Annotated in this window: 12 protein-coding genes; 3 read left to right on the top strand and 9 right to left on the bottom strand. The window is 60.4% G+C overall.

What is annotated here, in order from left to right; genetic code table 11:
• The first annotated feature begins 42 nt into the window (after positions 1 to 42).
• Positions 43 to 1,020 carry an N-acetyl-D-Glu racemase DgcA gene (gene dgcA, locus RCJ00_RS17190; RefSeq protein WP_316223484.1) on the top strand — a complete coding sequence of 326 codons (978 nt, stop codon included), beginning with the start codon at positions 43 to 45 and terminating at the stop codon, positions 1,018 to 1,020.
• Here dgcA and RCJ00_RS17185 read toward each other — a convergent pair.
• Complete coding sequence (locus tag RCJ00_RS17185) at positions 983 to 2,227, bottom strand: MFS transporter (RefSeq protein ID WP_316223482.1); 1,245 nt, start codon at positions 2,225 to 2,227, stop codon at positions 983 to 985. The genes dgcA and RCJ00_RS17185 overlap by 38 nt on opposite strands.
• A gap of 50 nt (positions 2,228 to 2,277) precedes the next feature.
• Here RCJ00_RS17185 and pip point away from each other — a divergent pair, with 50 nt between their 5' ends.
• Positions 2,278 to 3,282, top strand: coding sequence for a prolyl aminopeptidase (gene pip, locus RCJ00_RS17180; RefSeq protein WP_411267559.1), 1,005 nt, complete (start codon positions 2,278 to 2,280; stop codon positions 3,280 to 3,282).
• 23 nt (positions 3,283 to 3,305) lie between these two features.
• Here pip and RCJ00_RS17175 read toward each other — a convergent pair whose 3' ends face one another.
• The 8 genes from RCJ00_RS17175 to RCJ00_RS17140 all read right to left on the bottom strand — a co-directional run bounded on the left by RCJ00_RS17175 (position 3,306) and on the right by RCJ00_RS17140 (position 12,670).
• On the bottom strand, positions 3,306 to 3,527 hold the full coding sequence (locus RCJ00_RS17175) for a hypothetical protein (RefSeq protein WP_316223478.1): 222 nt from the start codon (positions 3,525 to 3,527) through the stop codon (positions 3,306 to 3,308).
• A 66-nt stretch (positions 3,528 to 3,593) separates the two neighbouring features.
• Positions 3,594 to 4,757, bottom strand: coding sequence for a rod shape-determining protein RodA (gene rodA / locus RCJ00_RS17170; protein WP_316223477.1), 1,164 nt, complete (start codon positions 4,755 to 4,757; stop codon positions 3,594 to 3,596).
• Between the two features lie 8 nt (positions 4,758 to 4,765).
• Positions 4,766 to 6,769: a penicillin-binding protein 2 gene (mrdA, locus tag RCJ00_RS17165; protein WP_316223475.1), complete on the bottom strand. Its 2,004-nt coding sequence runs from the start codon at positions 6,767 to 6,769 to the stop codon at positions 4,766 to 4,768.
• A 1-nt stretch (position 6,770) separates the two neighbouring features.
• Positions 6,771 to 8,762, bottom strand: a complete 1,992-nt coding sequence (gene mrdA / locus RCJ00_RS17160; protein WP_316223474.1) for a penicillin-binding protein 2 — start codon at positions 8,760 to 8,762, stop codon at positions 6,771 to 6,773.
• Positions 8,763 to 8,770: 8 nt separating this feature from the next.
• Positions 8,771 to 9,340: a hypothetical protein gene (locus RCJ00_RS17155; RefSeq protein ID WP_316223473.1), complete on the bottom strand. Its 570-nt coding sequence runs from the start codon at positions 9,338 to 9,340 to the stop codon at positions 8,771 to 8,773.
• 14 nt (positions 9,341 to 9,354) lie between these two features.
• Positions 9,355 to 10,551 (bottom strand): rod shape-determining protein MreC, encoded by a 1,197-nt coding sequence (mreC, locus tag RCJ00_RS17150; RefSeq protein ID WP_316223472.1) that lies wholly within the window; start codon positions 10,549 to 10,551, stop codon positions 9,355 to 9,357.
• 77 nt (positions 10,552 to 10,628) lie between these two features.
• Complete coding sequence (locus RCJ00_RS17145; protein WP_018081200.1) at positions 10,629 to 11,672, bottom strand: rod shape-determining protein; 1,044 nt, start codon at positions 11,670 to 11,672, stop codon at positions 10,629 to 10,631.
• 308 nt (positions 11,673 to 11,980) lie between these two features.
• Positions 11,981 to 12,670: a TVP38/TMEM64 family protein gene (locus tag RCJ00_RS17140; RefSeq protein WP_316223470.1), complete on the bottom strand. Its 690-nt coding sequence runs from the start codon at positions 12,668 to 12,670 to the stop codon at positions 11,981 to 11,983.
• Between the two features lie 294 nt (positions 12,671 to 12,964).
• Between RCJ00_RS17140 and RCJ00_RS17135 the strand changes: the two genes are divergently transcribed.
• Positions 12,965 to 14,173 (top strand): pyridoxal phosphate-dependent aminotransferase, encoded by a 1,209-nt coding sequence (locus RCJ00_RS17135; protein ID WP_316223469.1) that lies wholly within the window; start codon positions 12,965 to 12,967, stop codon positions 14,171 to 14,173.
• Positions 14,174 to 14,242: the final 69 nt, after the last annotated feature.

Raw genomic sequence — 14,242 nt, 5'->3', positions numbered from 1 at the left:
TAATTTTTTGTTTTAACGCACTTTCAGAAAGCGCCCTGCCCCATGCACCTGTCGGTACGCGAAGACGTCTTTCCGATCGCCGGGCGCTTTACCATCGCGCGCGGTTCCAAGACTGAGGCGCATGTCATCTATGCCGAACTGCGGGACCAGGGCCGGACAGGCCACGGGGAGAGCGTGCCTTACGCCCGTTACGGCGAAAGCATCGTGCAGGCGCTGGCCGATATAGAGCAGGTGCGCCCGCGCATCGAGGGGGGCTTGAGTTTCAGCGACCTCCATGACCTCCTGCCGGCGGGAGCGGCACGCAACGCCATAGACTGCGCGCTATGGGATCTCAATGCCAAACTGACCGGTATTCCGGCGTGGAAAACGGCCGGCCTGCGACGATTGGATCCCCTGAAGACCGCCTATACACTCAGCCTGGACACACCCGAAGCCATGGGGGCGCAGGCCGCCGCCAATGCGCGCCGCCCCTTGCTCAAGCTGAAGATCGGTGGCCCCGACGACATCGACCGCGTAGAGGCCGTGCGCCAACACGCCCCGAAGGCGCGCCTGATCGTCGACGGTAATGAAGGGCTGTCGTTCGACGATCTCACAAGGCTGGCGCCGGACCTAAAGGCGCTTGGGGTCCAGTTGATCGAACAGCCGCTGAAGGTGTCGGAAGACGAACAACTGCTTGGCTATACGTCACCGGTCGCCTTGTGCGCCGACGAAAGCCTGCATACGCGCATGGACCTGGATCGGTGCGCCCGGCTGTACAGTTGCGTCAATATCAAGCTGGACAAGACCGGCGGGCTGACCGAAGCCTTGGCGCTCAAGGCGGAGGCTCAGGCCGCGGGGCTGGGGATTATGGTCGGCTGCATGGTCGCCACGTCGCTATCCATGGCCCCGGCCATGCTGGTGGCGCAGGGCGCAGATTTCGTTGATCTGGATGGACCTCTGCTCCTGGCCAGGGACCGCGAACATGGCCTGGAGATTACCGGCTCTATCCTGCATCCCCCGGCGCCGGAACTGTGGGGTTGATCGCCATTAGCCGGTCTCGCTGGCTGTACATCCATAGGGCGCTGAGCAATCCGATGCCAGCGACCCCGGCCATGACGCCATATCCGCGCGCGGCAAACACCTGATAGATGGCGCCGGACGCCAGGGTGCCGATCCCCATCATGACCCCGCTGGCGTAGGCGGCGTTCATCGTCTGGGCCAGGCCTTCATATCCCTTTGGCGTCAGGCGGTGAATCAACTCTAGCCCGGCCAAATATGTCGCGGCGAACGACAGGGCGTGCAGCGCCTGGAGCGGATATAGCACCCAAAGCGGCGGCGACATCGCCATGATGCCCCAGCGCATGACGGCAAACAGGCCCGCCAGCACCAGCATCCGCCACGGCCCTACCTGGCGGCGGATGCCTTCGCCCAGCCACATGAAGGCGACTTCGGCCACCACGCCGACGGCCCATAGGTAGCCACAGGTTCCGGAAGACAAGCCCCGTTCCTTCCAAATGATGGTCGAAAAGGCATAATAGAAGCTATGTGACGCCTGAAGGCAGCCAACGGCGATCATCAGCCAGAGAAACCCTTCGTCGCGCATCAGGACGCGTAACCGCTGCCAACCGGTCTGGCGTGGCGTATCGACATGATGGATGTCAGGCCGCACCTGATCGCCCAGGAGATAACGCCCGCCGATGGCTGTGAGCGTGGCCGCAACGACGATCCAGACCAGGATGCTGTCCGGCGGCAAGATCAATAGGACATAGCCCAGGACGATATTGGTTAAGATAAAGGCGGAAGACCCTACGGCGCGCGGTATGGCATAGGTGAAGTGTTCCCGCCGCGACAATTGCAGGGTCATGGCGTCGATGAGCGGCGACACACTGGCCATGCAGGTATAGCCCAGCGTGAACAGGACGAGATAGGCGGCAAACCGCATGGGCGGCACCAACGTGCCTAGGCTCATCAGGGCGTAGAAACAGGCCCCACTCAGGGCCAGAACGACCAGGGGCGTCCGGTACAAGCGAAAGCTGTCGGCCCACAGACCGCTGATCGGCCCGGACAAGGCGCGCAACAACAGGGGAACGGCCAGTATGATGCCGATTTGCCCGGCCGACATGCCATGCGTTTTCAGCCACAGGGGCATGAACGGCAGGGACGCACCCGTTCCGGCATACAGCAAGGCGTAGAACACCGCCTGACGGCGTGGCGTGCTCAGTGTTAAGGGGGTTGTGAGCGGGGGCATTTTAAGTCTTAGTATTAGACGACATTTTTTGCCATTCGAACTCACTTATGATGACCGATTCTGTACTTTCAGCGAAACTGGCACCGGCACGCGGCCTATACCCGGATATCGAGCCCTATGATAGCGGCCATATGCCGACCGGTGGCAAACATCGCATCTATTATGAACAATCGGGCAATCCGGCGGGTATTCCCGTCGTCGTTCTGCATGGCGGCCCCGGTGGCGGCTGTTCCCCGAACCTGCGGTGTTATTTCAATCCCGACGGTTACCGCATTATCCTGTTCGATCAGCGGGGTTGCGGAAAATCGACGCCGCACGCGTCGCAGGATATCTCTCTGGAAGACAACACCACCTGGCATCTGGTCGATGATATCGAAGCCTTGCGACAAAAGCTCGGTATCGAAAAATGGGTTGTCTTCGGCGGCTCGTGGGGTTCCACCCTGTCCCTCGCCTACGCGCTCACGCACCCGCAACGGGTGATGGGGCTTATCCTGCGCGGCATCTTCCTGGTCCGCCAGACGGAGCTCGACTGGTTCTACCAAGACGGCGCCAGCCACATCTATCCCGATATCTGGGAACGCTTTGTCGCGCCGATTCCGGCTGAGGAACGCGGCAATCTGCTGAACGCCTACATCAAGCGGCTCAATGGCGCGGACCGTGCGACCCAAGTGCGCTGCGCCCTGGCGTGGAGCGGTTGGGAGGGCGATACCCTCTCCATAGAAGGGCCGAGCGACAGCGCCACCAAGTTTTCAGATCCCGAATTCGCGCTGGCCTTTGCCCGCATCGAAAGCTGGTATTTCAAGAATGGCGGATTCTTCGAGCATGAAAACTGGGTGATCGACAATATCGATCGTATCCGCGACATTCCCGGCTGGATCGTCCAGGGCCGTTTCGACGTTGTGACCCCCATGGCGACGGCGTGGGAATTGCATCGCGCCTGGCCGGAAGCCCGCTTCAATCTGGTCAAGAAGGCCGGACATTCGTCCAGCGATCCTGGCATTCTGGAAGGTCTGGTGGCCGCCGCCGATGATGCGCTGGCCGTGTTAGGACGCTAATACTCTGGGCTTTAACCGGTGAATTAGGGTGTAACCGCCGGTGCCGTACGGCCGTTGAGCGCACCATTGGCGACACCATCGGCGGCCACCGGCTTGTCTCCATCCGCGCCCGGGCGATCATGCGGTCCTTGCGGGCTCAGGAAAAAAACGGCGCACGCGACGACGAGCAAGACGAGCAGAACGACCGCAGCCCACAGGGAGCGTCGGCTTTCCGTCTTGCTGACCGGGGGTTCGCGCGTCGTCATGAACCAAATATACCAAGCCGGAAATAAGAAATCGGCATGGGAATGCCCTGGATCGCCTATGCGCCCCTATTCGAAGCGTTGGAAGATGGACGCCTGACGCGGCAGTTCCTGATAGCGGTGCACCTTGACACCAAGCACGAGACCGAAGCCCGTCATAACCATCAGCATGGCCGACCCGCCATAGGACACCAGAGGCATCGGCACACCGACGACCGGAAACAACCCCATAACCATCGCGCCATTGATCAAGACGTACAGGGCGAAGGTGGCCGTGGCCCCCGCCGCCGCCAGCCGACCGAAATGCGAATGCGACAAGGAGGCCATGCGCAGCGCCATCAGGATGATCGCGCCGTAGAGCAGGAAAATCATAAAACCGCCCGCGAACCCGAGTTCTTCGCATACGGCCGCCATGATGAAGTCGGTATGCTTTTCCGGCAGGAAGTTAAGCTGGGATTGCGAGCCCAGCCCCAGCCCCTTGCCCAACAGGCCGCCCGACCCCATCGCGATCTTCGACTGCAGGATGTGATAACCGGAACCGGACGGGTCTTCTTCGGGATTGAGGAAGGTCAGGATGCGTTGACGCTGATATTCATGCAGCACGAATTCGAACGCCAGAGGAATAGCGACCGCCGCCGCAGCCGCACCCGCGGCGATAACTTTCCAGTTCAGGCCGGCCAGGATCATGACCGCCAGGCCCGTCAACGAAATCAGAACCGCCGTGCCAAGGTCGGGTTGGTGCATGACCAGCACCGCCGGCACGCCGATCATGGCGGCGGGAATCAATAGCTTCCAAGACCAATTGGCGTCCTTCGCCGAACATTCATGGTAAAAACGCGCCAATGCCAAAACAATGGCCAGCTTCATGAACTCAGACGGCTGAAAACCAAATCCGCCAACGGATAGCCAACGCTGGGCGCCCATGCGGACATCACCGACCGCTTCGACCGCGACCAGTAAAAGCAGGGAGGCGCCATAAAACCAATAGGCCCCCATCAGCCAGACGCGCAGGTCAACCAGGGCCAGCAACAGCATAAAGGCCATGCAGGCGCAGAAGGTGACAAGCTGCTTAAACGCCCACGGTTCCCATTTCATGCCGCCAACGCTGTAAAGCAGCAGAATGCCAATACCGGTCAGAGTGGCCAGCAGGCCAACAAAGACCCAGTCGATCTGCGCCAGCTTGCTGTCGTAGCGTTCGCGTTGTCCGGGACGTGAAAGGGCGGAATCGACCATGCCTATACCTAAACGCTTTTGTGGCCGGTAGCGGCCGGCGACGGCACCACATCCGGATTGCCATTGGGGGGAATGCCGTCGGTCGATGTATCCGCCGGCAGCGGCTTATCGACCAGGTCGGCGGGATTTATGCTGACGATACGCTTCTGGGTTTCGGGGTCCTTGAGCAGAGCCAGCCGCATGATTTCACGCGCTTTGGGTGCAGCGGAGGCGGCACCGAAGCCGCCATGCTGCACCAAGACACTCATGGCGAAACGCGGCGCGTCGGCCGGGGCAAAAGCGACGAACCAGGCATGGTCGCGCAATTTCCAATCGCCCACGGCGCCGTGCGCCCCGCGACCGCCTTTGTAATCATAGGCCTGGGCCGTGCCGGTCTTACCGGCCATCATGATCGGTCCCAAATCAAGCTTGCCGGTGCGAGCGGCGGTGCCGCTAGTGACCACGTCGGCCATGGCGGCACGGACGAAATCGATGTGCGCCGGATCGGCCGGCAGGTCGGGAAATTCCTTGACCACGCGGTCAACGCCCCCCACCGACTTGACCAATTGCGGCGTCAAGGCCTTGCGGCCGTTGGCCAGGCGCGCCACCATGACGCATAGTTGCAAAGGATTGAGGTTGGTATAGCCCTGCCCGATGCCCATCGACGGCGTTTCACCGGGGAACCATTTGGTGTTGGCCGGATTGCGCTTGGCGAAATACTTTTTCTTCCACGCCGAGTCAGGGACTATGCCCGCCTTCTGACCGGAAATGCCGATATCGAAGATGTCGCCTAAGCCGAACTTGCGCGCCATGGCGGCAATCTTGTCCGGCCCTACGCTCAGCGCGCACTGATAGAAATAGATGTCGCACGAGGTGACGATCGCCTGATGCAGGTTGAGCGCCCCATGAGCGTCGTCACAGCCCCAGACGCGCCCGCCCCACGGCCAGTGCCGGTTACAGACATGGATGGTATTGGGGTCGTAACCATTTTCGAGCGCCGCCAGGGCGACCATGGTCTTGAAGGTCGAGCCCGGCGGAAAGGTCGAGGAGAGCGCCTTATCGAGCAACGGGATATGATCGTAATCGGCCAACAGCTTATAGGCCTTGGACGAAATGCCCGAAACGAACAGATTGGGGTCGAAACCGGGAGACGACGTCATGCACAGGACTTCGCCGGTGCGCACATCCATCATCACGGCCGAGCCGGATTCCTGGCCGAAGACCTCGACCGCGCGCGACTGAATATCGGCGTCCAAGGTCAGGACGATATCCTTGCCAGGGACGGGTGCTATATTCCCTTCCTCGTCATCAGCAACCACCTTGCCGCGGGAATCGACCTCGACCTTGCGTCCGCCGGGCGTGCCGCGCAGGTCTTTGTCGAACGCCTTTTCGATCCCCTGCTTGCCGATGCGGAAGCTGGGGTGGTGCAGCAGGTTGAAATCGGTCTGGCTGACGCCGGTTTCATCGGTCAGATCCCTCTGCGAAATCTTCGACACGTAGCCCACGACATGCGAAAACGCACCGCCATAATAGTAGGCGCGCACTTCATCCATGTCCGCCACAATTCCCGGAATATCGTTGGCGTACAGGCTGACGTGAGAAAAATCCTCCCAGCTCAGATCGGAGGCGATGACTGTCGGCACCGAGCGCTGATTCTGGTTGATATCGCGCAGGATACGGCGGCGCGAGGACAGGGTCTGCGGCAGGACATAGGACACTTCGTCCAGCGTATCGTCGATGTTCTTGACCTCGTTGGTCTCGATCATCACGCGAAATGAGGGACGGTTGCCGGCGATCAGCTTGCCGTTACGGTCGTAGATATTGCCGCGCGGCGGCGGGATCAGGCGAAAATTGAACTGGTTGGCAGCCGCCAGCTTCGAATACTTGCTGCCCTGCAAAATCTGAAGATGCGCCAGACGACCGGTCAGGGCGAACATGCCGAAAGCGACAAATCCGCCCATGAGGAAGACCCGCCGGGTAAACATACCCTGGCGTTCGTTCACATCGGTAAATACTAGGGAGGGCTCGGCCATGTCAGTCCGACCTTATATTGTCGGCCAGAGGCTCCGGCGCAAGGGCGTCGACCTCGGGATCTACGGCGCCAGCCTTGAGCGCTGCCGTATCGACGGCCGTGCTGACCGGGCCGATGATGCGTTTCTGAATTTCCGGGTCCTTCATCAGCGCCAGTCGCATGATCTCACGCGCCTTGGGTGCGGCGAACTTGCCGCCGGCGACGCCGTGTTCGACCACCACGGCCAGGGCATATTTCGGCGCATCGGACGGCGCGAAACAAACGAAAAGCCCGTGATCCTTATACTTCCATTCCGCCGCCTTGCGCGTGCCGGATCCGTATGACCGGACTTGGGCAGTGCCGGTCTTGCCCGACATCTTGATATTGGGGCCAAGATCGAGCTGTGATTGCCGGAAGGCCGTGCCGTCGCTGTCATTGGACACCATATACATACCGTCGCGCGCGATCTGGATATGCGATTCCGGAATCCCCAGATCGCGGAAGCGGCTCATATGGTCTTCGAGTTCGCTGCCGACCTTACGGACCAGATAGGGTTCCACCGCCTTCTTGCCGTTGGCGATGCGCGCGATATAGGTGGCCAGTTGAATGGCTGAGACGTTGACATAGCCTTGCCCGATCGACACCGACACGGTTTCGCCGGGGTGCCAGGTCGGGTCCTTTTTGAAGGCACGCGCCTTGTAGGCCGTATCGGGGATAAGGCCCTTCTTCTGCCCTTCGATGCCAAGATCGGGAAAGGTCTGTTCGAAACCGAGCATACGCGCCGTCCGCGCGATACCGTTGACGCCGGCGCGATTGCACAGGGTATAGAAGTAGACGTCGCAGGAATGTTTCAGCGCGCCCCTCATATCGACGGAGCCGTGCCCGCCCGGCTTCCAGCAACGGAAACTGCTGTTACCCATGCGGTACACGCCGGTGCAGGTCACACGTTCGGACGGATTGACACCCGCGGCCAATAAGGCAATCGCCGTATTCATCTTGAACGTCGAGCCCGGTGCATAGGTCGAGCCGACCGCCTTGTCCAGCAAGGGCAGGCGTTCATATTCGGCCAGCAGGCGATAGGCCGGGCCGGAAATGCCGGAAACGAACAGGTTGGGGTCGAAACCGGGCGACGATGTCATGCACAGGACTTCGCCCGTATGGCAGTTCATCATAATCGCTGAGCCGGAGTCTTCGCCGAACACCTCGACGGCGCGGCTCTGGATGTCGGCATCGAGCGTGAGCACAATATCCTTGCCCTCTACGGCCGGGCGCGAGCCTTCATTGTCTTCTGCCACCACCTTGCCGCGCGCGTCGACTTCGATCTTCTTGCCGCCCGCCTGGCCGCGCAACTGCACGTCATAGGTCTTTTCAATGCCGCTCTTGCCGATACGAAACCCGGGATGCAGAAGCAGCTTGTCGGGTTTTCCGCCTGTCTGTTCGACTTCGCGTGCCAATTCCTTGGCGTTGATCTTGTTGACGTAGCCGACGACATGGGAAAAGGCACCGCCATAATAATAGGTGCGCATTTCGTCCATGTCCGCCACCACGCCGGGGATATCATTGGCGTAGAGGCTGATCTTGGCGAAATCCTCCCAGGCCAGATCGGCGGCGACAATGGTGGGTACGAACCGCTGGGACTGGTTTATGTCACGCAGGATGCGGCGGCGCTGTGACAGGGTCTGCGGTAGAACGTAAGCAATCTGATCGAGCGTATCGTCGATATTCTTGATCAGGTTGGCTTCGATCATGACACGGAACGACGGGCGGTTGCCGGCAATGACCTTGCCATTGCGATCGAGGATTTCGCCACGCGGCGGCGGCTCGATGCGGTAATTGTACTGGTTGGCGGCGGCCAGCATCTTGTACTTTTCACCCTGCACCCCTTGAAGGTGAACCAGACGACCGGTCAGTGCGAATAGCCCAAACGCCGTCACCCCGCCCATCAGGAAGATGCGGCGGTGGAAGGCCCCTTGACGTTCATTGACATCCGTAAAGACGATAGACGGGTCGGCCATCTTTCACCTCACTGGAACCTGACATCGGCATGGACATATTTTTCCAGCAGATACAGGACGAAGGGGAAAAGCAGCGTGGTTGCGAAGGCCTGTTCGACGACGCCCCACAGACGCGGCCAAACGCCGGTGTCGACCAAGGTCAGCAGGACGCACAGGCTGAAAAAGAGACCTTCCGTCAACAGGAAGATGCCGAAGACGACGATCCATTCCTGGCCGACAATATAGGTTCGCGCCGTTACCAGTGCGCCATAGACCAGCATCAGGCTGATCGTCCAGAAGCCGAGGGACGCACCCCAAAACATATCCAGAAAAAGGCCAAGCACGCCGAGCACCAGGGGCGCGAAGTAGGAGGGGCGGATCAGAGGCCAGGCAAAGGCCAGAATTAGCGGCGACACCGGCTCAGGCAAATAAAAACCAAAGGGTTGAAACGCCGCCGCCAAGGCCAGGGTAAGGCCGATGCTCATCAGAGCGGGCGCCAGAATCCAGTCCCAGGGGCCGACAATCTTGGACGCCATGCCACTGCGCAGGCCGCGATTGATAGCCGCGCCGCTGATGCCGCGTCTCTTAGGGCCCAGCATGCCGGGGACCTTCATTATTGTTGCCCTTCGGCGGCCGGACTCGTGGTCTGAGTCGTGGCCGGCGGAACGAACGGCCTGAGCTCCGGCGTCGGCGCGGCGCTGTTGCTTGCGCCAGCTGGTTTGGGGGCAGCAGGCTTCGGCGCCGCTGGTTTCGGTGCGACGGGCTTGGGCTTGGTGGCCGACGCCGCACTGCTTGAGGCGGCGCCCGTGGTTGTCACGGCGGCCGAAGACGACGCGGATGATCCAGAAGCGGAGGACGATCCGGAAGCCGAGGATGCCGGGGCCGACGCACCCACCGGCTGAGCGGGCGGCGGCAGAACATCGCTGACCGCCGGGGTGCGCAGCAGGGTGTCGCCGTTAGGCAGTTGTGAGAAGTCCTTGAACAACAGGACCTTGACGAAATCGATCGGGGCACGGTTCGAATAAAGACGCACACGCCAGACGCCATCGACCCCCTTGACCGCTTCGCCCACCGGCAGTCCGCGTGGGAAGATACCGCCGTCGCCGGACGACAGGATCTGATCCCCCACCTTCACCGAATCCTTGCCGCGCACGAAATCGAGCTTGGGGTAGCCGCCGCCATCGCCATTCATCATGGCGCGCGCATCGGAACGCAAAATCATTACAGGTACGTGGCTGGTCACATCGGTGACCATCAATACGCGGCTGACATCGGCGGAAACACCGACAATGCGCCCGACCAGACCGTGTTCGGTGATGACCGGGTTGCCGAAACCGATCTTCTTGTTCGAGCCGGCGTCAATCAGGCGATTATTGGCGAACGGCCCACGCGAAACGGCGACCGAACGGGCGGCGACGGTTTCGACGGGGGGCTCGGTGCGCAGGTTGAGCAGTTTTTCATAGCGGGCATTGATATCCGCCAGTTCAACCATGCGGTCATGGTCCTGCTGAAGCTGGGCCACCTTCTTTTTCAGGCTGCGGTTTTCGCGCACAGCGAAGAAGTAGTCGTCCAGCCAGTTGGTGCCATCGCCGATTTTGTGCACCGGATAGGACAACGCCTTGTCCGGCAGGCTGGCAACCGTATCGAAACCCGCGCGGTTCGTGTATGCGCCCGGCTCGACATCGTCACGACGGTCACCCAGGAACATAAGCGCGGCGACGATACAGACAACCGCAACAACACCCATCACGGCCCAGGTCATGGGCAGTTTCAGGTGTTCGAAGTGCTTGTTGTTGTCTCCGTAGGGCACGCTACAATTTCCTCAGAGCCATCGAGCCTGTGTAAATATGGTGATCGGTCCGCTTTTAGAACCCTATTACAACTCGATTACGACATGGTCGCGTCAAGAATGCCCTTCATCCAGCGCGGATGCTCAAGCACCCGGCCACAACCGATGGCGACACAGGACAGGGGGTCTTCGGCCACGGAGACCGGCAGGCCGGTCTGGTCGCGGATTTCAATGTCAAGGCCGCGCAGCAGAGCGCCACCACCGGTCAGCATGATGCCCTTGTCGGCGATGTCGGCGGCCAGTTCCGGCGGCGTGGCTTCCAGCGCCACTTTCACCGCATCGATGATTTGGGCGACCGGTTCAGCCAGGGCTTCCGCCGCCTGGCGTTCGGAGATACGGACTTCGCGCGGCACGCCCTGCATCAGGTCGCGGCCCTTGACGTCGATGGCCAAGCCTTCGCCGTCGTGCGGAACGCGGGCTGTGCCAATGTCCTTCTTGATGCGTTCAGCGGTGGTTTCACCGATCAGCAGGTTGTGATTGCGGCGCATGAAATTGGTGATGGCTTCGTCCATCTTGTCGCCGCCAACGCGAACCGACTTGGAATAGACGATGCCCGACAGCGAGAGAACCGCCACTTCGGTCGTGCCGCCGCCGATATCGACGACCATAGAGCCGGTCGGTTCGTGGATCGGCAGGCCCGCGCCTATGGCGGCGGCCATAGGCTCATCCAACAGACCGACGCGGCGGGCCGAAGCGTTCAGGCAGCTGTCATTGATGGCGCGACGCTCAACCGCAGTGGCACCCGACGGCACGCACACAATGACCTTCGGATTGACGAAGCCCTTGCGGTTATGAACCTTGCGGATGAAGTACTTGATCATTTCCTCGGCGACTTCGAAGTCGGCGATGACGCCGTCACGCATCGGGCGGATGGCTTCCATGTGGCCGGGCGTGCGGCCCAGCATCTGCTTGGCTTCGATGCCCACGGCGTGCACCAGCTTGCGACCACCGACATTACGCAATGCCACCACCGACGGTTCGTTGAGCACGATCCCGCGCCCCTTCATGTAGATCAGTGTATTGGCCGTACCAAGGTCGATGGCGATGTCGTTGGAAAATCCGCCGAAGAAGGACTTGAACATTGAGATAAACTACCTTGGTGCTTAGAGGGCTTTTTAGAGGGGGCGAACCCATTAGAGTGTAAGGAAGGCATTTTGGGGGCAATCCGGATAGCCCGTCGCCGGATCAAGGCCAAATGCCCTTGAATCAACAGGTTCCAACTCCCGGAAAGCCCTCACTTGCCCTTATCTGATTCATATTTCAAGAGGGTTCAGAAAAAAGATAGTTTCACCCTACAAGCGAATTGGTTAATGCCTTGTATTCAATGGGAATGCTGCTTTTTTAAGGTTCGACGATCACACAAAATGTCATCTGATAACGGCCGGTGATTTCATTCTGTATTCTGATGCCGGTTTCGCGCCACTTCGTAGACCTTGCGAGCCACCAGCATCAGGCCCAGCCAAACGATGGCGATGCCCGCCATCAACAGCGCCATTCGCCAGTTGCCGCCCTGGGTGACTGAGGCATAGGACTGGCCAAACAGGGCCACCAACGCGGTTTTGGGGATGATGCCCAGCGCGCACCCTGAGATGAAACCGAGGAATGACGCGCGCGAGGCACCGAAGGCCATGTTGACAACGATAAACGGCGCAGACGGAATGTTGCGCACAATGAAGGAGGCGGAAAAGGCGTTCTTGCCGATATAGTCACTCAGGCGTCCAACATGGTTTCCGCCCAGCCGCGCCAGCACGCCCGCACCGGCATACCGGCCCATGTAAAAGGTCATGATCGCGGAAATGACGGTTGCGGCCCAGCTGTAAAACCCGCCCCAAATCGGTCCGAAGACGACGACACAGGCGGCGATCAGCACAAATTGCGGTGCGCCGAACAGCGCGGACACACAAAACACCAGGGTGACGATGACAATGGCCAGGGGCGAATGGCGGTACTGAGCCATCCAGTGCTCCAGATCGAGCAGCAGTTCCTGGCCCCAAGGCGATTTGCCGACCAGAAACACGACGACGACAAGCGCCAGCAGCAGCAGGCTCATGCCCAGCGCGCGCAGGTTTTTTCCGTCCATGTGCAGGAAAAAGCCTGTTACGGTTCGCCATAAATGTTGAAATCGATTGTGCATTGCAGGCTGTATGTCGTCAAAGCTATGGTTTGCACAAGTAAAATTGCAGCAAAAGCGGCAATTTGGAAACCTTTGTAACTAACCGTGCCGCAACGCCGCAGTTGAGAAAGATTTTGAGCCATGATGGACGATGACAGTTGGACAAACGAGCGCGTGCGAGTAAAGAGAGGCCTGCATTTTTCCCTCTCCACGGATGGCGCTCCGCCAATGGTGGACCTGTCTCAAACCGCGAGCACTCTCATGGCCCCCTTCTCTGAATCGGACACGCTCAAGCGCGTCAAGCCTTCCCCTACCCTGGCTGTCACGGCAAAGGCGCGCGAACTGGCGCGCGCCGGACGCAAGGTGATTTCGCTCGGTGCCGGCGAACCCGACTTCGACACGCCGGAAAACATCTGCGACGCCGCCATCAAGGCGATCAAGCGCGGTGAAACCCGCTATACCGACGTCGACGGCATCCCTGAGCTGAAGGCCGCCATTGTCGCCAAGTTCAAGCGCGAAAATGGCCTGGATTACAAGACGACCCAAGTATCGGTGTCGCCGGGCGGTAAGCCGGTCATCTACAATGCCATGATGGCGTCTCTGAACGCCGGCGACGAAGTCATCGTGCCCGCGCCTTACTGGGTGTCCTATCCGGACATGGTGCTGCTGGCTGGCGGCACGCCGGTCTTCGCCGTGGCCGGAATGGAAACCGGCTTCAAGCTGACACCGGAAACCCTCGAAGCCGCCATCACGCCCAAGACGAAGTGGCTGATCCTCAACTCACCCTCGAACCCGACCGGCGCGGTTTACACGGCCGACGACCTGAAGGCGCTGGGCGAAGTCCTGAAGCGTCATCCCCAGGTCTGGATCCTGACGGACGACATGTATGAGCACCTGTTGTTCGACGGCTTCAAATACGCCACCATCGCCCAGGTCGTGCCGGAACTGTACGACCGCACCCTGACCATGAACGGCGTCTCCAAGGCCTATTCGATGACTGGCTGGCGCATCGGCTATTGCGCGGGTCCCGAGCCGCTGATCAAGGCGATGTCGAAGATCATTTCGCAATCGACCTCCAACGCCTGCTCGATCGCCCAATGGGCGGCTGTCGAAGCGCTCAACGGCACCCAGGATTTCATCGCCCCGCGCGCCGAGGTCTTCCAGAAGCGCCGCGACCTGGTCGTCGCCATGCTCAATAACGCCAAGGGCATTACCTGCCCGACGCCGGAGGGCGCCTTTTACGTCTACCCGTCGATCGCCGGCTGCATTGGCAAGCAGGCCCCGTCGGGCAAGATCATCACCAATGACGAAGACTTTGCCGGTGAACTGCTGCAAACCGAAGAAGTCGCGGTTGTACACGGCGCTGCCTTCGGTCTGTCGCCCTTCTTCCGCATTTCCTACGCCACGTCGGAGTCGGTTCTGACCGAGGCCTGTTCGCGCATCCAGCGCTTCTGCGCCAGCCTGAAGTAAACACGCCGAGAGGGCGGAACCCCGTCGGGGGACAAGGGTTCCGTCCATCTCCGTGTTTGCGTTAGTCAG

The sequence above is a fragment of the Asticcacaulis aquihabitans genome (genome assembly GCF_032490435.1).
In the GTDB taxonomy this organism is placed as follows: Bacteria; Pseudomonadota; Alphaproteobacteria; order Caulobacterales; family Caulobacteraceae; genus Asticcacaulis.
This window is presented reverse-complemented; position numbering and strand designations above follow the sequence as displayed.

Bases quoted from the DNA above. Each gene is read 5' to 3' on its own strand.
- dgcA (WP_316223484.1), top strand. From the start codon at position 43: ATGCACCTGTCGGTACGCGAAGACGTCTTTCCGATCGCCGGGCGCTTT.
- RCJ00_RS17185 (WP_316223482.1), bottom strand. From the start codon at position 2,227: ATGCCCCCGCTCACAACCCCCTTAACACTGAGCACGCCACGCCGTCAG.
- pip (WP_411267559.1), top strand. From the start codon at position 2,278: ATGACCGATTCTGTACTTTCAGCGAAACTGGCACCGGCACGCGGCCTA.
- RCJ00_RS17175 (WP_316223478.1), bottom strand. From the start codon at position 3,527: ATGACGACGCGCGAACCCCCGGTCAGCAAGACGGAAAGCCGACGCTCC.
- rodA (WP_316223477.1), bottom strand. From the start codon at position 4,757: ATGGTCGATTCCGCCCTTTCACGTCCCGGACAACGCGAACGCTACGAC.
- mrdA (WP_316223475.1), bottom strand. From the start codon at position 6,769: ATGGCCGAGCCCTCCCTAGTATTTACCGATGTGAACGAACGCCAGGGT.
- mrdA (WP_316223474.1), bottom strand. From the start codon at position 8,762: ATGGCCGACCCGTCTATCGTCTTTACGGATGTCAATGAACGTCAAGGG.
- RCJ00_RS17155 (WP_316223473.1), bottom strand. From the start codon at position 9,340: ATGCTGGGCCCTAAGAGACGCGGCATCAGCGGCGCGGCTATCAATCGC.
- RCJ00_RS17145 (WP_018081200.1), bottom strand. From the start codon at position 11,672: ATGTTCAAGTCCTTCTTCGGCGGATTTTCCAACGACATCGCCATCGAC.
- RCJ00_RS17140 (WP_316223470.1), bottom strand. From the start codon at position 12,670: ATGGACGGAAAAAACCTGCGCGCGCTGGGCATGAGCCTGCTGCTGCTG.
- RCJ00_RS17135 (WP_316223469.1), top strand. From the start codon at position 12,965: ATGGCCCCCTTCTCTGAATCGGACACGCTCAAGCGCGTCAAGCCTTCC.